18 protein-coding genes are annotated in these 21,572 nt (G+C 38.3%); all 18 read left to right on the top strand.

What is annotated here, in order from left to right:
• Positions 1-18 precede the first annotated feature (18 nt).
• The 18 genes from ACFQ3N_RS01495 to ACFQ3N_RS01410 all read left to right on the top strand — a co-directional run bounded on the left by ACFQ3N_RS01495 (position 19) and on the right by ACFQ3N_RS01410 (position 21,415).
• Entirely contained in the window at positions 19-327 is a 309-nt protein-coding gene (locus tag ACFQ3N_RS01495; RefSeq protein WP_390358885.1) for a YerC/YecD family TrpR-related protein, read from the top strand.
• Between the two features lie 521 nt (positions 328-848).
• A complete protein-coding gene (locus tag ACFQ3N_RS01490) occupies positions 849-1,529 on the top strand; it encodes a heptaprenylglyceryl phosphate synthase (RefSeq protein ID WP_390358936.1) in 681 nt (226 codons plus the stop codon).
• Positions 1,530-1,562: 33 nt separating this feature from the next.
• Entirely contained in the window at positions 1,563-3,767 is a 2,205-nt protein-coding gene (gene pcrA / locus ACFQ3N_RS01485) for a DNA helicase PcrA (RefSeq protein WP_390358934.1), read from the top strand.
• A 15-nt stretch (positions 3,768-3,782) separates the two neighbouring features.
• Positions 3,783-5,786, top strand: a complete 2,004-nt coding sequence (ligA, locus tag ACFQ3N_RS01480) for an NAD-dependent DNA ligase LigA (protein WP_390358883.1) — start codon at positions 3,783-3,785, stop codon at positions 5,784-5,786.
• Positions 5,787-5,799: 13 nt separating this feature from the next.
• Positions 5,800-6,909 (top strand): CamS family sex pheromone protein, encoded by a 1,110-nt coding sequence (locus tag ACFQ3N_RS01475; RefSeq protein ID WP_390358881.1) that lies wholly within the window; start codon positions 5,800-5,802, stop codon positions 6,907-6,909.
• Positions 6,910-7,040: 131 nt separating this feature from the next.
• Entirely contained in the window at positions 7,041-8,588 is a 1,548-nt protein-coding gene (pruA, locus tag ACFQ3N_RS01470; RefSeq protein ID WP_390358879.1) for an L-glutamate gamma-semialdehyde dehydrogenase, read from the top strand.
• Between the two features lie 196 nt (positions 8,589-8,784).
• Positions 8,785-10,050 (top strand): helix-turn-helix domain-containing protein, encoded by a 1,266-nt coding sequence (locus ACFQ3N_RS01465; protein WP_390358877.1) that lies wholly within the window; start codon positions 8,785-8,787, stop codon positions 10,048-10,050.
• A 13-nt stretch (positions 10,051-10,063) separates the two neighbouring features.
• On the top strand, positions 10,064-10,207 hold the full coding sequence (locus ACFQ3N_RS01460; RefSeq protein ID WP_390358875.1) for a hypothetical protein: 144 nt from the start codon (positions 10,064-10,066) through the stop codon (positions 10,205-10,207).
• A 214-nt stretch (positions 10,208-10,421) separates the two neighbouring features.
• Positions 10,422-10,712: an Asp-tRNA(Asn)/Glu-tRNA(Gln) amidotransferase subunit GatC gene (gene gatC / locus ACFQ3N_RS01455; protein ID WP_390358873.1), complete on the top strand. Its 291-nt coding sequence runs from the start codon at positions 10,422-10,424 to the stop codon at positions 10,710-10,712.
• 12 nt (positions 10,713-10,724) lie between these two features.
• Positions 10,725-12,194: an Asp-tRNA(Asn)/Glu-tRNA(Gln) amidotransferase subunit GatA gene (gatA, locus tag ACFQ3N_RS01450; protein ID WP_390358871.1), complete on the top strand. Its 1,470-nt coding sequence runs from the start codon at positions 10,725-10,727 to the stop codon at positions 12,192-12,194.
• Complete coding sequence (gene gatB / locus ACFQ3N_RS01445; RefSeq protein WP_390358869.1) at positions 12,194-13,624, top strand: Asp-tRNA(Asn)/Glu-tRNA(Gln) amidotransferase subunit GatB; 1,431 nt, start codon at positions 12,194-12,196, stop codon at positions 13,622-13,624. Before gatA ends, gatB begins: the two co-directional genes overlap by 1 nt.
• A 140-nt stretch (positions 13,625-13,764) precedes the next feature.
• The gene (locus tag ACFQ3N_RS01440) at positions 13,765-14,670 is read left to right on the top strand and encodes a diacylglycerol kinase (RefSeq protein ID WP_390358868.1); all 906 of its coding nucleotides are present in this window, start codon (positions 13,765-13,767) and stop codon (positions 14,668-14,670) included.
• 34 nt (positions 14,671-14,704) lie between these two features.
• A complete protein-coding gene (locus ACFQ3N_RS01435; protein ID WP_390358932.1) occupies positions 14,705-14,920 on the top strand; it encodes an NAD(P)-binding domain-containing protein in 216 nt (71 codons plus the stop codon).
• 322 nt (positions 14,921-15,242) lie between these two features.
• Positions 15,243-16,049 carry a DUF3100 domain-containing protein gene (locus ACFQ3N_RS01430; protein WP_390358866.1) on the top strand — a complete coding sequence of 269 codons (807 nt, stop codon included), beginning with the start codon at positions 15,243-15,245 and terminating at the stop codon, positions 16,047-16,049.
• A gap of 15 nt (positions 16,050-16,064) precedes the next feature.
• Positions 16,065-16,520, top strand: coding sequence for a hypothetical protein (locus ACFQ3N_RS01425; protein WP_390358864.1), 456 nt, complete (start codon positions 16,065-16,067; stop codon positions 16,518-16,520).
• 192 nt (positions 16,521-16,712) lie between these two features.
• Positions 16,713-18,092, top strand: a complete 1,380-nt coding sequence (gene rlmD, locus ACFQ3N_RS01420) for a 23S rRNA (uracil(1939)-C(5))-methyltransferase RlmD (protein WP_390358862.1) — start codon at positions 16,713-16,715, stop codon at positions 18,090-18,092.
• A 221-nt stretch (positions 18,093-18,313) separates the two neighbouring features.
• Positions 18,314-19,798 (top strand): protein adenylyltransferase SelO, encoded by a 1,485-nt coding sequence (locus tag ACFQ3N_RS01415; protein WP_390358860.1) that lies wholly within the window; start codon positions 18,314-18,316, stop codon positions 19,796-19,798.
• A gap of 228 nt (positions 19,799-20,026) precedes the next feature.
• Positions 20,027-21,415, top strand: a complete 1,389-nt coding sequence (locus tag ACFQ3N_RS01410) for a hypothetical protein (protein ID WP_390358859.1) — start codon at positions 20,027-20,029, stop codon at positions 21,413-21,415.
• Positions 21,416-21,572 lie beyond the last annotated feature (157 nt).

The raw sequence follows: 21,572 nt of genomic DNA, 5'->3' as shown, positions 1-21,572 counted from the left end.
AATTAAGGAGGGTTTGTTTTGCAAATTGATAAATTACGTGGTGAGCAATTAGACCAATTTTTTGATGCTATACTATCGCTGAATGATCGTGAAGAGTGCTATAAATTTTTTGATGATATTGCAACAATGTCAGAAATTCATTCCATTGCCCAACGCTTACAAGTTGCCAAGATGCTGACAGAAGGGCATACGTATACAGTTATTGAAAAAGAAACAAACGCTTCAACTGCAACAATATCACGAGTGCGCCGCTGTATTAATTTTGGCAGTGATGGCTATCAACTGGTATTGGATCGGATTTTAGATAAACAAGAAAATGAGGATTAGTAAAAATGTCGTCGCCTTTCCTTAGGTTACGGCATTTTTTTGTTAAAGCTGCTTTTGTTAGTTTGTTGCTTTTGAGAGAATAGATATAAAATGCGTCATAACTTGAGATGACGGTTAACCTACCGCTACGGAAATACACTTCGCTGTTATTTCCGTTACTGTCGTGGGACTGTATCTGTATTGATAAAACACCTTACCAGTTTGGGTGAGCGGAGGGCGGTGACTCCTGCGGGAACAGCACATGTCCGAAGACCCCGCAGAGTGGTTTTCTCGAGGAGGCTGAGGCCGTGCCCGCGGAAAGCATCCGTCCGTAGCGATCCCGGACGGCGGCAATAGAAGTAAGCCTAAAGTTATGTCGCAGTCTATATCAACTATGAAGATATGAAGATAAAAAAGCAACAATGCTTGCGAAAACAGCCTTTGTTAAAAAACTTCAGGTTTATCCTAATTTCCTAGGACGATTTTTGGTATAATGAACTAATGGATTATGATATTGGAGGACTAGACTGTTGAATTATTCGATGAATGAATGGAAGCATATATTTAAGCTGGATCCTGCTAAAGAAATCTCAGAAGAACAACTGGAAATGATTTGTGAATCAGGTACAGATGCTATTATAGTTGGTGGAACAGATAATATAACATTAGATGGTGTGTTGGAATTGTTATCACGGATTCGTCGATTTACTGTACCATGTATACTTGAAGTTTCAACCATGGATGCGATCACACCAGGTTTTGACTATTATTACATTCCAATGGTAATGAACAGTACCGAAAAGAAGTGGATGATGGATATTCAGCATCAAGCTATTAAAGCGTATAAGGATATCATGGATTGGAATGAAATCTTTGTTGAAGGATATTGCATTTTAAATAAGGATTCTAAAGTCTTCAAACACACAAACAGTGTCATTCCTGATGATGAGGATGTGATTGCATATGCTCATATGGCCGAACATGTTTTTCACTTACCTATTTTTTACATAGAATATAGCGGTAAATATGGGGATACCGAACTCGTCAAGAAGGTTAAAGACCAGTTAAACAATACGTTGCTTTTTTATGGTGGAGGGATAGAGAACAATTTCCAAGCACGTGAGATGAAGGAGCATTCGGATATTATTGTTGTTGGAAACAGTCTATACAAAGATTTTAAAAAGGCATTAAAAACTGTTAAAGCAGTTAAAGATATGGAATAACTCAGTTAAGGTGGTGTCGTTGTGAGTCAAACAATGGATGACTTACTCAAAGGATTGAATAAAGAACAGCAAGAGGCTGTTAAACATACAGAAGGACCGTTATTAATTATGGCAGGTGCAGGCAGTGGTAAAACACGTGTATTAACTCATCGAATCGCCTATCTGCTTGGTGAAAAAGAAGTATCGCCCAGAAACGTATTAGCTATTACATTTACCAATAAAGCGGCACGCGAGATGAGGGAGCGTGTTAAAAAATTAGTGGGTATGGGTAGTGACCAAATATGGGTTTCCACGTTTCACTCTATGTGTGTACGTATACTAAGACGGGATATCGATCGAATTGGATATAGTCGTAATTTTACAATTTTAGATAGTAGTGATCAGCTATCCGCTATAAAACAAATACTAAAGAATCTCAACATTGATCCGAAAAAATTTGAGCCACGTGCCATGCTTGGTTCCATAAGTTCAGCGAAAAATGAGTTGATTACACCAGAAGAATATAGCAAAAATGTTGGAGACTTCTTTGAGCGTCAGGTAGCACAAGTCTATGAAAAATATCAAAAAATGCTACATAAAAATCAGTCACTCGATTTTGATGACCTGATTATGCAAACAATTCACCTCTTCAAACGAATTCCTGAGGTGTTGGAGTATTATCAGCGCAGATTCCAATATATTCACGTGGACGAGTACCAAGATACAAACCATGCTCAATACTATCTTGTAAAACAATTAGCTAGTCGCTTTCAAAACCTCTGTGTTGTAGGTGATTCTGATCAGTCGATTTACGGTTGGCGTGGTGCAGACATTTCCAACATTTTATCGTTTGAAAAGGACTATCCGTCATCTAGAACTGTATTTTTAGAGCAGAACTATCGGTCAACTAAGTCAATTCTTGCAGCAGCAAATAAGGTAATTGAAAAAAATACAGGTCGTAAGCCCAAAAACCTATGGACTGAAAACGAGGACGGGAAAAATCTACATTATTTCCAAGGAGGAACAGAGCAGGAAGAGGCACTGTTCGTCATTAATAAAATCCAGGAACTAACAAATGAATCTAAATTCTCACCAAATGACATTGCGATTTTATATCGGACAAACGCTCAGTCACGTGCGATAGAGGATTCGCTAATGAAATCGACAATTGCCTATCAAATGGTAGGTGGCACAAAGTTCTACGATCGCAAAGAAATCAAGGACATGGTAGCTTATTTACGGTTAATTACAAATCCAGATGATGATTTGAGCTTTGAACGAGTTGTCAATGTTCCAAAACGAGGAATAGGAAAGACATCGGTTGACCGGTTGCGTGCACATGCTACAGAGCATGACATCTCCTTTTATGAAGCCGTAAAAGAAGTTGATTTTACAGGTGTGTCTAAAAAGGCGGCCAACACATTAGCGGAATTTGGAAATCTAATCAAAACGTTAACACAGCAACAAGAGTTTTTAACTGCAACCGATATGGTTGAAGCGATTCTTCAAAGAACTGGATATGAAACAATGCTGAAAAATGAACGGTCCATTGAGTCACAGAGCCGATTAGAGAATTTGGAAGAGTTCATGACTGTAACGAAGGAATTTGAAAAGACGAGTGAAGATAAGACCCTTATCTCCTTCTTAACCGACCTTGCGTTAATCGCAGACATTGATCGTGTAGATGAAGAAGATACGGAAAATGAGGAAAAAATAACGCTTATGACATTGCATGCAGCTAAAGGGCTGGAGTTCCCTGTTGTGTTCCTCATTGGTATGGAAGAAAATGTTTTTCCGCATAGTCGTTCCATGTTTGATAATGATGAAATGGAAGAAGAGCGTAGGCTTGCATATGTGGGGATAACACGTGCTGAACAAGAGCTCTACTTAACGCACGCAAAAATGCGTACCCTATATGGTCGAACAAATATGAACCCAATCAGTCGATTTATAAATGAAATACCTGAGGAATTAGTAGATGGTATTGAGCAAGCGAAAATGTCTATGTATGGCTCAGTTGGACAATCTAGTGAAAGGCGAGCTCCTATGAAACGAAAGGCAGAGAAGATGCAAAAGACTACTGGAGCTGAAAGTGAATCATGGGGTCCTGGTGATAAGGCAAGCCATAAAAAATGGGGTGTTGGTACCGTTGTAAAAGTACAAGGTGAAGGTGAATCCATGGAATTAGATATTGCCTTCCCTGCCCCAACTGGTATAAAACGTGTACTTGCAAAGTTCGCACCGATTACGAAACAATAAGGAGATGCTGGGGCTATGGATGAACAACAAGCACAAGAAAAAATTAACATACTTAGTGACAAGTTACGTCAATATAACTATGAATATCACGTTTTAGATCATCCTAGTGTATCTGATGCTGTGTACGATCAGAAAATGCAGGAGCTTCGTGAACTAGAAGAACAGTTTCCTGAACTTATTATGACTGACTCACCTACCCAGCGAGTCGGTGGTGAACCTTTGGAAGCCTTTCAAAAAGTACAGCATAATGTACCAATGTTGAGCCTGGGAAATGCATTTAATGAACAAGATCTACGTGATTTCACAAGACGAGCTAGCCAACATACAGGTAAGCCTATTTCTTATGTTTGTGAATTGAAAATAGACGGTCTTGCGATATCACTCACATATGAAGATGGCCGATTTGTCCGTGGAGCAACACGAGGTGACGGTACCGTTGGCGAAGATATTACAAGTAACCTGAAAACAATTCGCAGTATCCCTTTAAAAATTAAAGATACCGAGAAAATAGAAGTCCGCGGGGAAGCATTTATGCCACATAAATCTTTCCTTGCGTTAAATGAAGCACGGGAAAAAAACGAAGAAGAACCTTTTGCTAACCCACGAAATGCAGCAGCTGGATCCCTACGTCAATTAGATCCAAAAATCGCAGCTAAACGCAATTTAGATATATTTTTATATGGTGTGGGAGAATGGGAGACCGGAACATTAGCTTCTCATAGTGAACGATTGGAATATCTCCAAGAGTTAGGGTTTAAAACAAATCCGGAATGGAAAAGGTGCGACACTATCGAGGAAGTGATTGAGTTTGTTGAATATTGGACAAGAGAACGCCCTCAGTTAAATTATGAAATTGACGGGATTGTTATTAAAATTGATGATTTACAACAGCAGGAAGAGCTAGGTTTCACCGCTAAAAGTCCTCGCTGGGCAATTGCATATAAATTTCCTGCAGAAGAAGCGGTAACCGAACTTCTTGATATAGAACTAAGTGTTGGTAGGACAGGTGTTGTGACGCCAACAGCTATATTAACCCCAGTGAAGGTTGCTGGCACAACCGTACAACGTGCTTCATTACATAATGAAGACTTAATCCGGGCGAAGGATATTCGTATCGGTGACACCGTAATCATTAAAAAAGCTGGAGATATTATTCCAGAAGTTGTAAGAGTGGTAGATGAACAGCGAACAGGTAAACAATTAGAATTCCAAATGCCTGATGAATGTCCAGCATGTGGTAGTGAATTGGTTCGGCTTGAAGAGGAAGTAGCACTGCGGTGTATTAACCCAAACTGTCCTGCCCAGTTAAAGGAAGGGCTTATTCATTTTGTGTCACGAAACGCTATGAATATAGATGGGTTAGGTGAAAAAGTAATTATACAACTTTTTCAAGAGGAATTAATTCAAACGATGGCAGACTTATATCGACTAAATCGCGAGAAATTGCTGAATCTTGAACGTATGGGTGAAAAGTCTGTTGATAACTTGCTTAGTGCAATTGAAGTTTCCAAACAAAACTCATTAGAGAACTTACTATTCGGCCTAGGGATTCGCTTTATTGGATCCAAAGCAGCCAAAACGTTGGCCGTTCAATTTGAAACAATGGAGAACCTGCAAAACACAACCTATGAGGAGCTCATCGCAGTGAATGAGATCGGAGATAAAATGGCTGATTCCATTGTACAGTATTTTTCCGAACAAAAGGTGATTGATCTTATTCAGGATTTGAAGTCATTAGGCGTTAATATGCAATATACAGGACCTAAACAATCCACTGAAAATAACGATTCTGTTTTTGCTGGTAAAACAGTTGTGCTGACAGGCAAAATGGAAAGTTTAAGTCGCCCTGAAGCAAAGGAAATGATCGAATCAATGGGAGGATCTGTCACCGGAAGTGTTAGTAAAAATACAGATATACTCATTGCAGGAGAGGATGCAGGTTCTAAGTATGATAAAGCTCTACAATTAGGTGTTACTGTTTGGGATGAGCAGCAGCTAAAAGATGTCATAGAAAGGTAGGGAGTGGGGAAATATGAAAAAGGTAAGCATTTGGTTAATAGGTACCCTCCTATTCATAACGAGCTGTGCACCAAGTATTAATGAAGATGAAGTTGTTCAGGAAAATGAAGAAACAAGAGAAGAAACCTCTATTGTGCCTAGCTATCAATTATCAGAAGAGAATTATAAGATGATCCTTCCTTTCAAGCCGAGTGCAGCTAGAGGAGTAATAACAGATCAGTTAGGAAATCGTGTGGACATTGATGAAGTCGAAGAAGGATTAAGACGTCATTCTAAAGCAGAGTTTGATCCAGAAAAGTATTTTTATCAGGAAGGTCAGTATTTAACCGAAGATATGGTTATTGATTGGATTGATGGATTAAACCCAGTAGTTGAAGATGATGAGGAGGAAGAAGTTTATCGTGAAAATCCACGATATTTATCCCATGTACTAGAACAAAACTATTTACGAAAAAAAGAAGATAATACTGTAGAGCTAGTCGGTATCTCAATAGGTATCGCAATGAAATCAGTTTACCGGTTTCAGACTGAACCTGGAGGCCCGTATTATTACGAAGATATATCCCAAAGAGAAATGATGGAACAAGCCAATGAAATGGCGCAAACAATGTTGGAACGTGTTCGTCAAATGGATGAATTAAACGGGGTGCCTATCATGTTCGCTATATATAGAGAAGCTGACCAGGGCTCTCCTATACCTGGAAACTTCGTTGCAAAAACAAATATAGCAGGTAGTGATATGTCACTTAATGATTGGGAAACGATTGATGAGGAGTATGTACTTTTTCCATCAGATGAGGCAGAGGAAAAATACTATGATGATTCCCAGCTAATAAATAGCTTTGGTAATGAGATAGCTCAATATTTTCCGAACTATGTAGGCTCTATTGGCGAAGGTTTTTATGTAAATGATGATTTGAAGAAATTAACGATTGAGGTACCACTTGAGTTTTATGGAAAGGGCGAAGTAGTAGGCTTTACACAGTATGCATATGGCGTCCTTAAAGAAATTTTTCCAAATTATTATGATTTAGAAGTTAAAATTATGTCAGATGAAAAAATGGAAAGTCTCATTTACCGGGAAGCTGGCGCGGAGGATCCTACAGTGCATATTTTCCATTAATGGGTTCAATTCGTTGAACTGTTAGCACAATTCGGTTAAAATAATGAATGGAAGACTTCATTCGGTTGTCTGTGTAAACGCAATCATGTGAATGGAAGTGTTATTGTTAATTTTTAAAAGGAGGTTTTTTCATGGTAGTACCGTACACACACGAACCTTTTACAGACTTTACTGTAGAAGAAAATAAAAAGGAAATGCTAGAAGCCCTTAAGAAGGTGGAAGCAGATCTAGGGAAAGAATATCCGCTAATTATTGGTGGAGAACGTATAACAACAGAAGATAAAATTGTTTCTTTAAATCCGGCTAATAAAGATGAAGTTGTCGGTTATGTTTCAAAAGCAAATAAAGAATTAGCTGAGCAAGCAATGAAAGTTGCAGACGAAACATTCCAGTGGTGGAGAAAATCCGACCCTAAGTTTCGTGCTGATATACTATTCCGTGCTGCAGCAATTGTTCGCCGACGCAAGCATGAATTCACAGCACACCTAGTTAAAGAAGGCGGAAAACCATGGAAAGAGGCTGATGCGGATACCGCAGAAGCGATTGATTTCCTTGAATATTACGGCCGTCAAATGCTTGAATTCAAAGACGGTGTAAAAATTAACAGTAGACCTATCGAATATAATCAATATAACTATATTCCACTAGGAGTGGGTGTGGTAATCTCACCTTGGAACTTCCTATTTGCCATCATGGCAGGAACAACAACAGCAGCAATGGTTTCAGGTAATACAGTATTACTTAAACCAGCAAGCTCAACACCTGTAATTGCTTATAAATTAATGGAAGTCCTTGAAGAAGCAGGATTACCAGCAGGAGTTATTAACTATATTCCAGGGCCTGGTAGTGAGGTTGGGGACTATCTAGTAGATCACCCACGTACTCGCTTTGTAAGCTTTACAGGTTCTCGTGACGTTGGTACACGTATTTTTGAACGTGCAGCAAAGGTACAAAAAGGCCAAAAGTGGCTTAAACGTACAATTATTGAAATGGGTGGTAAAGACACCATCGTTGTCGATAATGAGGCTGATTTAGAACTAGCAGCACAATCGATTGTTCAATCTGCATTTGGGTTCTCAGGACAAAAGTGTTCTGCATGTTCACGTGCTGTAATCCATGAAGATGTATACGATCAAGTGAAAGATCGTGTTGCTCAATTAACAAAAGAATTATCAGCAGGTGACCCACATGATAATTCTTACTTTATGGGACCTGTAATTGATCAAGGTGCATACGATAAAATTATGAGCTACATTGAAATTGGTAAGAAAGAAGCGGAACTTATTGCTGGTGGTACTGGAGACGACAGTAAAGGTTGGTTCATTAATCCAACTGTTTTCGCAGATGCTGATCCAGAATCACGTATTATGCAAGAAGAGATCTTTGGTCCTGTTGTAGGATTAACCAAAGCAAAAGATTTTGATCATGCAATTGAAATTGCTAACAATACTGATTATGGTTTAACTGGTGCGGTAATTACAAATAACCGTACACATCAAGAAAAAGCACGTACTGACTTCCATGTCGGTAACTTGTACTTCAACCGTGGATGTACAGCAGCTATTGTTGGTTACCAACCATTCGGTGGATTCAATATGTCAGGTACCGATTCAAAAGCTGGTGGACCAGATTACCTAATCCATCATATGCAAGGAAAAACAACTTCTGAAATGTTCTAAGTAAATAGTCATGATAAAAAGAACTCCTTTTTTGCTCTTTTTTGCAGAAAGGAGTTCTTTTTCATCGTTTTAGGAAAGTTGGAAAGTTTTTAAGGTGATAATCGACATATTCACCCATCAACTTTCCCAATATGAATATTTTGAATTTATGTTATTATATAAATACAGACAACTTGTTGTTAAGGTGGGTATATAGATGGAGATAGGGCCCTTTATAAAATTGCATCGAATTAAACAAGAAATGACGCAGGAACAGTTAGCAGAAGGTATCGTATCTATGTCCTACTTATCAAAGATTGAAAATCAAAAGACGGACGCTAGCCCAGATGTGATCAGTCTGTTATGTACGCGTCTAGGAATCCAACTGGATAATGAAATAGATACAACCATCAAAGAGAAGTGTCAAAATTGGTATAATCTACTTTTTGAAGTAAATGACAAACAAGAAATTATAGCTGCATACGAAGAATTAGAAGGATTAATGGAGTCCGCTCATTCTGATAGTCTAGTAATGTTTGAGATTCATAAGGTTCGGTACTACTTAGTTTTAGGTAAACTTGAGGAAGCATTAGCTGAAATAAATAGATTAGCTGAAATTTCCAGCACCTTAGATAGTTTACACCAGTATTATTGGTATAAGTTTAAAGGGAATTATGCAACTTTAACTTCTGAGATTAATCAGGCTATGCGTATGTATAAGCTATCAGAAGAAAAACTGAATCAGCTTGAGTTACCAGAAGAGGAAGTTGCTGATCTTCAATATACTATTGGAGTAACACATAGTAAATTACGTAATACACTTGAAGCGATAGATTACGCTGATAAAGCTATAGACGTTTTCAGAAAACAGTATAATTTTATTCGCTGTGCACAATGTCATATTGTGCTTGGTATATCATATCGTCGAATTAGAATGTGGGATAAATCGATAAAAAACCATAATCTTGCCAAGCATTTAGGTGAATTGAATAAAAATCAACAAATCATTCAATTATCCAATCAGAATCTAGGTTTCCTCCATGCAACAAAAGGAGATACTAAAGAAGCAATTCATTATTATGAAGAGGTATATAATGATGTTGAAGTTGACCTTAATGCAAAGTTAACAGCAGTGACATCTTTAATTAAAGAATATTACTCAATTTATGATCTTGATAATACTAAAAAGATGATAGAAAAAGGAACTGAACTATTGGATGGTAAAACAGATAATGAACTATTTAAAATTCATTATTATGTAATCAGCACTTATAATTTAGTGTTAAATCAGGAATATGCTAAATTTGAATCTTTAGTTATCAAGGAATTTATACCATATCTACAGAAACATAAAGATTATGCGAATATAGTAGTTTACGCTAATATGCTAGGTAAACATTATGAGTATCTATGTAAGTATAAAGACGCGGTTAAGTATTATAAACTAGCCAATATATCTTATGAGGAATTAATTATACTGTAAAGGAGGGGATAATATGAAAAAAGTATTTACTACTATAACATTAGGAACTCTTCTTGTTGCTGGATTTTTATTTGCGCAGGATAAGCAACCATTGGATACAGCATCTGATTTAGAACCTAGTGTTCTTTCAATTGGTAATTATGAATTCAATGCCTAAATTAATGACCCTTTTAAGTAATTTTTTTACCCTATTACTATATGATATTATTTGCCTGAAATAGTGTGGAAGCTATTTCAGGTCTTTTTTTACTCAAATTGAATTTCCCTTTAAAGTTGCTAATTAGCGTCAAATTCTGCTATTATCAATAGTATTGCAAGAGTTTTTCAGGAAGTTTTACCCTAATTTAAAAACCTTTATGGAGGTGTATATATTGTCAGATATATCAAAGGATCAAGTAAAGCATGTTGCGCATTTGGCAAGATTAGCAGTGACTGATCATGAAGTGGAACAGCTAACGAAAGATTTAAGCGCAATTATTGATTATGCAGATCAATTAACTGAATTGAATACAGAGGGTATTGAACCAACAACACATGACCAAAATGTGAAGAATGTACTACGAAAAGATGAACCAAGAAAATGGATTACGAAAGAAGAAGCTTTGAAGAACGCTCCCGACAAAGAAGCCGGTCAATTCAGAGTGCCATCGATTTTGGAGTAAGGAGGGAAAACAATGTCATTATTTGACCATAGTATTAAAGAGATAGAAGAAAAATTACATAATAAAGAAATTACTGTTGAAGACTTGGTTAACACGTCATATGATCGGATTAAAGAAGTTGATGACCAAGTACAAGCATTTTTAACCCTGGATGAAGAAAATGCACGCAACCAGGCAAAAGAACTTGATAGCACAACCGACACGGAAAATTATCGTTTATTTGGTATACCTACTGGAATCAAAGATAATATGGTAACAAAAGGGTTGCGCACGACATGTGGAAGTCAGTTTTTACGAAACTTTGATGATCCATTGTATAACGCAACTGTTGTGAGCAAGTTAGATAGAGAAAAAGCAATTACAATTGGTAAATTGAACATGGATGAATTTGCAATGGGTTCATCAAATGAAAATTCAAGCTATGCACCAACTCGAAATCCTTGGAATACTGACTACGTACCAGGTGGTTCGAGTGGTGGTTCTGCTGCAGCAGTAGCAGCTGGTGAAGTTCTGTTTTCATTAGGCTCAGACACGGGTGGCTCCATTCGACAGCCTGCAGCATTTTGTGGTGTGGTCGGAATGAAGCCTACATATGGACGTGTATCTCGATTTGGCTTAGTAGCATTTGCTTCCTCACTTGATCAAATAGGACCGGTTACGAGAAATGTGGAAGATAATGCACGTGTTCTTGAAGTGATCTCGGGTCATGATGAAATGGATTCGACGAGTGTGGATATCGAGGTTCCTTCATTTACGAGTTCCCTAACAGGCGATGTGAAGGGTTTGAAAATTGCTGTACCAAAAGAGTATCTTGCTGAGGGTGTAGCACCAGAAGTTAAAGAATCTGTCTTGAATGCATTGAAAACATACGAATCACTCGGGGCTGAATGGGAAGAGGTTTCCTTGCCACACTCCAAATATGCAGTTGCTACCTATTATTTACTAGCATCCTCAGAAGCATCAGCCAACCTTGCCAGATTTGATGGCGTGCGCTATGGTGTTCGTTCTGAAAAAGCGACAAATATGCTGGATATGTTTAAGATGTCACGTAGCGAAGGCTTTGGTGACGAAGTAAAACGTCGTATCATGCTGGGGACTTTTGCATTAAGTTCAGGATATTATGATGCTTACTATAAAAAAGCACAGCAGGTTCGCACGTTAATTAAAAATGATTTTGATAGCATTTTTGAACAGTATGATGTAGTTATTGGACCAACAACACCGACGCCTGCATTTAAAGTCGGGGAGAAAGTGGATGACCCATTAACGATGTATGCGAATGATATTCTAACGATTCCTGTTAATTTAGCAGGGGTACCAGGAATTTCAATACCATGTGGTTTCTCTGAAAAAGGATTACCACTTGGCTTACAAATTATTGGAAAGCATTTTGATGAACAGACGATCTATCGCACAGCACATGCGTTTGAACAAGCAACCGATTATCATACGAAACGACCTCAATTAGGAGGTGGCAAATAATGAATTTTGAAACTATCATTGGTCTAGAAGTACACGTGGAACTAAAAACAAATTCAAAAATATTCAGCCCGAGTCCAAATGCATTTGGTTCGGAGCCAAACTCGAACGTTAACCCAATCGACCTTGGATATCCAGGTGTTCTACCTGTATTAAATGAGGAAGTCGTTAACTTTGCGATGAAGGCTGGAATGGCATTAAATTGTGAAATTGCTTCCGACACTAAATTTGATCGTAAAAATTACTTTTACCCAGATAATCCGAAAGCATATCAAATCTCGCAATTCGATAAGCCAATTGCTGAAAATGGCTGGATTGAAATCGAAGTTAATGGAGAGAAAAAACGCATTGGAATTACGCGTTTACACATTGAAGAAGACGCTGGTAAATTAACACACCAGGATGACGGTTATTCGTTGGTTGACTTCAACCGTCAAGGAACACCATTAATTGAAATTGTTTCCGAACCAGATATGCGATCACCTGAAGAGGCGTATGCTTACTTGGAAAAATTGAAAAATATCATCCAATACACAGGAGTATCCGATTGTAAAATGGAAGAGGGTTCACTTCGTTGTGATGCCAACCTTTCGATACGACCTATCGGCCAAGATGAATTTGGAACAAAAACAGAGTTAAAAAACCTTAATTCATTTTCTTTTGTACAAAAAGGACTTGAATTTGAAGAGAAACGTCAGGAAAAAGAGTTATTAACAGGTGGAGAAATTCTACAAGAAACACGCCGTTATGATGAAAAGACAAAAGAAACCATATTGATGCGGGTTAAAGAGGGTTCTGATGATTATCGATACTTCCCTGAACCAGATTTATTGCCGTTATATATTGATGAAGCATGGAAGGAACGAATTCGTAACGAAATTCCTGAATTGCCAGATGTACGAAAAAAACGATATATGGACGAGTTAGGTTTATCCGAGTATGATGCTGCGGTTCTAACAAATTCTAAAGAAATGTCTGATTTCTTTGAAGAGACCACCCAACATGGTGCAGCTATCAAACAGGCATCTAACTGGCTGATGGGCGAAGTTTCTGCATACATGAATAAACATCAGAAAGAACTTAATCAACTGGCAGTAACGCCAGAATCCTTAGCGAAAATGATTCAATTAATTGAAGATGGAACCATTTCATCGAAAATGGCGAAGAAAGTATTTGCTGAACTAGTTGATAACGGTGGAGAGCCTGAAAAAATCATTAAGGAAAAAGGACTTGTTCAAATTTCTGATGAAGGACAGTTAACAGAAATCATCACGAAAATATTAGATGAGAATGAGCAATCCATCATTGACTATAAAGACGGGAAAGATAAAGCACAGAAATATTTAGTTGGACAGGTAATGAAGGCTACTAAAGGCCAGGCAAATCCTCCAATGGTTAACAAAATACTTTCTGCAGAATTAGCTAAAAGATAATACTATTACGATATCAAGACTACTACCAATTATGGTAGTAGTCTGAATTTGTCATAGTCCTTTTCAAAAGATGAAAAAAAGTCTATGATAATGATTGATGATCATGAAAGTAATGACTGAAAAAATGGGGTGGGGACATGTTGAAACGGGCCCGAATCATTTATAATCCGACATCAGGTCGTGAAGTATTCAAACGAGAGTTAGCTCATGTACTAGAGCGTTTTGAAAAAGCCGGGTATGAAACTTCCGCACATGCAACTACCAGTGAAGGCGATGCGATTAAAGCAGCTGAAACTGCAGTAGAACGTAAGTATGATGTAGTTGTTGCTGCTGGTGGAGATGGAACTATTAATGAGGTAATAAATGGATTAGCAGAAAAGGACTTTCGTCCAAAGTTAGGGATCATCCCGACTGGAACAACGAATGACTTTGCAAGAGCACTATCTATTCCAAGAGATATAAAGAAAGCATTAGATATCATCTTAGCAGATCAAACTATGCCACTTGATATTGGCAGAGTTAATGACCATTACTTTATGAATATAGCTGGTGGTGGGAAACTAACTGAACTTACCTATGAAGTACCAAGTAAGCTAAAGACTATGATAGGACAGTTAGCATATTATATGAAAGGGATTGAAATGCTTCCATCTCTTAAACCAATACGTGCAAAAATAGAGTATGACGGCAATATAATTGACGACGAGATTATGTTATTTTTAGTAGCAAACACTAACTCTGTCGGTGGTTTTGAAAAGCTTGCACCAAATGCTAAATTAAACGACGGTTATTTCGATTTAATCATATTGCGTAAAACAAACCTAGCTGAATTTATTCGTATAGCATCACTGGCAACAAGAGGAGCTCATTTAGATGACGGTAATGTTATTTATGCACGAGCAAGAAATGTGAAAGTAGATACAGATGAAAAAATGCAACTGAATATTGACGGAGAATTTGGTGGTATGCTGCCAGGTGAATTCGTAAATCTCCAAGAGCATATCGAATTTTTTGTGCCGGATGTGTTTGTGGAGAAGGAAGAATAATAAGACTTAACCCCTTAGAGTTGGTGTTGTAGAAATAATCAATTGTCCTTTAAGTGGTGGCCCAGCTGGAGTGGAGGATGGAACACTTACAATTAGGATAGGTGGAAATGAAAAAGCGCTTACAGGTATAACATCCAGCTTGAAATCTGTGGGAGATCATATAGAATATATTGAACCTAGTGGTGCAGGCCAAACGCTTAAGCTATGTGACAATATGATTGTAGGAGGAGTATTAACATTACTAAGTTAGGCAATGTTAACTGGGGAAAGACCAGGTGTTTTGAAAAAAATTGCTTCCATACTACAGAAGTGTTCAGCACATACAAGGGTAATGGGTGTGTTTGGCCCTAATACCCTAAATGATACGTTGCTGATGTTAAGTTTTCGCTAGCCAATAAAAGTAAAGATATTTATTTATATCGTAACCTGGTAGAAAAAATCATATTGCTACTCTTGCAAGTCAGAATATATATCAATTTTTTCAAATTGGTGATCACAACGGAAAAGGTAAACTAGCCTCTGGGTAAGGTCTTACCTTGCAATAACATTCAAATTTCGAAGGAGAATTTATAATGAGTAGTGAAGTTTTACCAGGACTTTGGAAAGACTGGCGTCTACATGCACTGGTTTTATTGACTGTAGTTGTAACAGAATTAATTGGAACGTTCAGTTTTTCAATTGGTCCAGGTGTCGTTTTACTGTTACCAATGTTATACGCACTAATCATCGGGCTTGTCCTATATTTCACCCCAGTGGTAAAAGAAAAACAGTCTAAAAATGCAGAACCAATTATCGTTTTGGGGGTTGCACTACTACTTGCAAAAATTGGGGTTATTATTGGACCGTCTATGCCGGAGTTAATTGCCGCAGGACCTGCACTTCTACTTCAGGAATTAGGCAATTTAGGTACAATTCTTATAGCATTACCAGTAGCTGTATGGTTAGGTTTAAAGCGTGAATCAATTGGAATGACACACTCTGTAGCTCGCGAACCAAACGTAGGATTAATTATGGATAAATACGGTATTAGCTCTGCTGAGGGACGGGGAGTCATGGCGGTTTACATTTTTGGTACTGTATTTGGTGCAGTCTTTATGGGGCTCATTGCTGGATTCTTGGCAACCTTAACTCCATTACACCCTCTATCATTTGCAATGGCATCAGGAATTGGTAGTGGAAGTATGATGGCTGCAGCGAGTGGATCATTAATTGAAGCATTTCCTGCCATGGAAAATCAAATTGTTGCCTTTGCTGGGGCAAGTAACTTGTTATCATTATCAACGGGACTTTATGTAAGTATATTTATTGCTTTACCATTAACCGAAAAACTGTATAAATTTATGACAAATCGTCGCGAGGAGAAAAAGAATGTTACATAATAAGGAGGGAATTCCATGTTATTAAAAAACATACAAGAATGGTCGTTTTTGTTATTAATATTTGGATTCACCGCATTATTAGGTAACTGGGCAGGCTATGATATTATGCCATTAACAGCAGTTCCCGGGATGATTATTCTCATTCTTATTTGTTTAGCGGGATTTATTTTAAATCAAATATTACCTGTGAATTTTCCGAGTGTGGCATATATCGCAATTATTGGCGTTATTGTGTCAATGCCATGGATGCCTGGATCAGAATTTGTTGTCGCATGGACAACTGAGGTACAACTGCTTGCATTAGCAACACCAATTTTAGCATATGCAGGCATTGCGATCGGACGATCTTGGACTGATTTTATGAAGCTTGGCTGGAAAACACTTGTTGTTGCAAGTTTAGTACTTTTGGGTACATTTATTGGTTCCGCCCTTATTGCGGAATTGGTGTTACGGTTACAAGGAATCATTTAAATGTTATGTTTGACAACTATACGTACTCCTTTTAGTTCGTGTAATAATACCATTAAGTTTAAATGGTTATTACACAGTGCTTGAAGGAGTATTTTATTATTTATGAAATTTCTCCTGATGTTTTCTATAGAAATTTGAACAAGATATGATAAGATAAAGACCACACAAACAAGCACGTAAAGGAAGGTAACAATGGCCAAGCAAACAGCTCCTGTAAAAAAGAATGAAACGATTACCCTTAGTTTCGAAGATCTTACCCATGAAGGAAATGGCGTTGGTAAAGTAAATGGTTATCCATTGTTTGTACCATACGCATTACCAGGTGAGGAAGCTACTGTTAAAGTGATAAAAGTCAATAAAAATTTTGGCTTTGGAAAATTAATTGATGTAAAAAATCCAAGTCCAGAACGGGTCGAGCCTCCTTGTAATGTTTTTTATAAATGTGGGGGCTGTCAAATTCAACATATGAGTTATGATATGCAGCTTGAAATGAAGCAAAATCAGGTCAAAAGTGTCATGCGGAAGGTGGCCCATCTTGATCATGTCCCAGTTCATTCAACAATTGGAATGGAGGACCCATGGCGCTACCGAAATAAAGTACAAATCCCAGTTGGGGAAAAAGATGGTGAGCTAATTACCGGATTTTATCAAAAACGAAGCCATCATATTATTGAAGATCAAGAAACGTGTGTCATTCAGGATGAATTAAATGACCGGGCTGTTGAAGCAGTCCGACGATTAGCAACTCGGCTTGGAATATCGGCATATGATGAGAAGACTGATCGGGGTACATTACGTCATATTATGGTACGTACAGGTAGAGAAACCAAAGATACGATGATTGTGATCGTAACACGTACGGATAAATTACCGCATAAAGAGGAGTTAGTGAAGGAGTTAACAGAGACATACCCACACGTGAAGTCGATTATACACAACATTAATAACAAACGTACAAACGTTGTTTTAGGGAATAAGACTAACGTTCTTTGGGGAGATGAATACATTTACGATACGATCGGTGATATTCGATTTGCTATTTCTGCGAAGTCTTTTTATCAAGTGAATCCGCCACAAACGAAAACTCTGTATGACAAAGCATTGGAATATGCTGATATCACTAGTGATGATGTGGTAATTGATGCTTACTGTGGAATCGGCACAATTTCATTATTTTTAGCCGAAAAAGCTAAGCAGGTTTATGGAGTGGAAATTGTGCCAGAAGCAATTAGTGATGCCAAAAATAATGCAAAACTTAACGGCATCACAAATGTTGACTTCGTCGTTGGTGAAGCAGAAAAAGTAATGCCATGGTGGAAAGCCCAAGGATTACGACCAGACGTTATTATTGTCGATCCACCACGTAAAGGCTGTGACGAAGAGCTGTTGAAGGCAATGACTGACATGCAGCCAAAGCGGATCGTTTATGTTTCATGTAATCCATCGACGCTTGCGCGGGATTTGCGCGTGTTGGAAGATGGCGGGTATGAGACGAAGGAAGTGCAACCAGTTGATATGTTTCCACAGACGAATCACGTTGAGTGCGTGGTGCGGGTTGAGTTAAAATCTTGATAAGAGCCTAATAACATGCGTATTTATGTTTTCTCGGCCTGATGGTTTGGGGGAGCTTTTTGTAAAGTGGTCTATTGTGCGCGGTTTATATGGAGGGTGACTATATACAATACATAGCCATTTACGAATATGTAAAAGGGTATAACATATTTGTATAAGTAGAGACTATAAGCGCTACCTTGTGTTTAATTTAAGAATAATAAAGTTAAATATATGAATAAATGACAAAGAAAAAAGGAGATCCAATGACACATAAAACAGGATGGAATTTGGACAACAGTTATGCGCGTCTTCCAAAATTATTTTTTAGCAGCATCGATCCAAACCCTGTACAAACACCTGATATAGCCATTTTAAATGATACTTTGGCAATATCCCTGGGGTTGAACGTACAGGCGTTACAAAGCGAGGATGGTAAAGCGGTGCTTGCTGGTAACGAGATTCCTGAAGGCTCTTTATTTCTTGCTCAAGCATACGCAGGGCATCAATTTGGGCGTTTTACGAAGTTAGGAGACGGGCGAGCGCTTTTAATTGGTGAGCAGATTACTCCTGAAGGTGAGCGGGTTGATATTCAGCTAAAGGGTTCTGGTAGAACGCCATACTCCCGGAGGGGCGATGGGCGGGCGACACTGGGGCCGATGCTGCGGGAATACATCATTAGTGAAGCTATGAATGCCCTTGGTATTCCTACCACTCGTAGTCTGGCCGTGGTAACTACAGGTGAAAAAGTTATGCGTGAAACGGACTCACCAGGTGCGATCTTAACCAGAGTTGCAACTAGTCATCTGCGCGTTGGTACCTTTGAATATGCGGCAAAGTGGGGTAGTGCTGATGAACTTCGGGAACTGGCTGATTATGCCATTAAACGCCATTTTCCAGAGTTAGATGCTAATCAGGACCGATACCTCGCTCTACTTCAGAAAGTGATCGAACGTCAGGCAGCACTAATTGCCAAATGGCAGCTAGTTGGTTTTGTTCACGGTGTGATGAACACCGACAACATGACTATTAGTGGGGAGACGATTGATTATGGCCCTTGCGCCTTTATGGATACGTATGATCCGAAAACGGTATTCAGTTCCATTGATAGAGAAGGGCGCTATGCCTATGGTAATCAACCATATATGGCCTTGTGGAATCTCTCTCGCTTTGCTGAAACACTTTTGACGCTGATACACGATGATCCCGAAGAGGCTAGTGAACTGGCTAAGGAGGAGCTTGCAAAATTTAAGGATCTGTACCTATTTAATTGGCATGCGGGAATGAGAGCCAAACTAGGAATATTTAATGAAGAGGCGGAGGATGAATCACTAGTTGAAGGTCTCCTTACTATGATGCAGAAATATAGTGCGGACTATACCAATACCTTCCGCGCTTTAACTTTTGACAAGTCTCGAGATGCGGTTCTGTTTGAGACGCCGGAATTTGCTCAGTGGTATGAGCAGTGGCAAGCAAGACTAGGCAGGCAGGAGGAATCCAAAAACGCCTCGCGTGAGTTGATGCAGAACAACAATCCTGCTGTAATCCCTCGAAACCACCGCGTAGAGGAGGCCTTAGAAGCTGCAGTTAACCAAGGAGACTTCAGCGTGATGCAACGGTTTCTTGATGTTCTTTCAAGCCCATACACGCACTCGCCCGAAAAGGCTGACTACACCACATTGCCTGCGGGTTCAACTCGTCCTTACCGAACCTTTTGCGGTACATGATGAATTAGCTGAATGGTATATAGGGCAAATTGAAAAGTATTACTGGAGTGTGTTTGATATGTGTGATGGTTAACCGTTAACCATCACACACTACTTCTTTTTAGTCCCATATTTTTGCTCGAATCGATGTGGTACTTCTTCGTATTTAGGTTACAATTCGTTCTCCCTAAAATCGAGATTCATTCTATTATATGTTATAGTTGTATAAAATGACATGGGGGTTCCAATATGAGCGATAAACAATTTGTACTATATGATCATCAAAAACCGATTCAATTACAAGCAGAAAGAGTTTCTTTATACATGCAAAGTGAAATTATCGAAGCGGTCAGTGAAAATCATGACATGTATTATTTGTTTTTCTATAAATCCCACTACCTTACTGCTGTAAAAGCAAAAAAAGTCCGACGCCAGTCATATGTCGAATTCGCTTTTAAAAAAGGCATGGTATATAACGCCCCACATCCGTTTATCCATGTATTGTTATCTTCAAACAATCCATGCAAGATCGTTAGCTATAAACCATTATTGAAAAAATTGGACTCCAATTACACTCCGCAGGAAAAGGCGTTTATTCTGACCTTCTTTGAATCATTTATTCCGAAAAAACATCTGTTTAATGAAATTAAATCTATCTTCTACGTATATCGTCGAAACGGACAGAGCTTCTTAGGTTATCAGATCCTTCGCATTTTAATGGATTTCGCACCAAATCATAGTTTGGTCAAACAACTTCCTAAGGACTCCATTTTTGACAAATATGCCATTCTCTACAATGATAAGTCTGAGGAAATTTTTACCAAAGACTCCATTTATGCCGAAAAGATACTATATAATCAAAAAGAAGATGATCACTGTTTTCAGCAGCTTGTAGCACGCTTAGAGAAAGAATCCCGCTGGATTGACCTGATTGCCTTATATAGTTACAAATTAACGGCAACTCCTTCTAATGAGTATTACCATTCATTACTAACATTATTGGAACAGTATGCAAAAGAAAACGATATGGTAAACATATTAGAAGTAATAAATTCGCAAATACCTACCTTCCCTCCACTGAAACAGGATTTATTTAACAAATATGTAGAAACCCATAATACCGAAAAAGTTGTTCACATGCTGAATAACCAAGACCTCCAACTTACGGAATCTCAGGTCCAAACCATTGGTGATATGCTGGACGATACAAAAGCGTATTCCATACACCCAGAAATGCTTCCTACCTTATTAAGTCCTGTTATGGATGAGTTTCCTGACAAAGCCCAAAAATTTCTTCATAAATATGTAATTTTGTTAATGAGAACACAAGAACTAAAGCATATAAAAGCTATACTTAATCCTTTTAAAGGAAACCATAAAACCCATCAGTTATATAGAAAAATTGACACCATGCATAAACTTACCGATGATTTAGATCAAATGCAGAGACTAGGTGAATTATATTATGAATTTAGACAGATGGAGAGTGCAATAGAGTGTTTTAGCTGGGAAATGGAATTAAAGCCAAATGATCCAAAGCCCTTGCAATGGTTATCCAAAACCTATCGTGAAATGGGAATGAAGCACGAGTCAGACGCCTATCAACAGTTGTGTGTTAACTTGCAGAAACGGGCTTGATAATATGGACAATGAATACATGAGGTGTGTTTGGAGTTTGACGGATTACTCCGTATTTTTAAGCAGATAAGAAAGTATAAATCTTTCTTAATCTGCATAAGTGCAACTAAGGCTTCCGGAGCGACCGAGCATAGGTCGTGTAATTTAGCAGGTGCGA

It is taken from the genome of Virgibacillus byunsanensis (assembly GCF_042675965.1).
GTDB lineage: Bacteria > Bacillota > Bacilli > Bacillales > Amphibacillaceae > Virgibacillus_R > Virgibacillus_R byunsanensis.
This window is presented reverse-complemented; position numbering and strand designations above follow the sequence as displayed.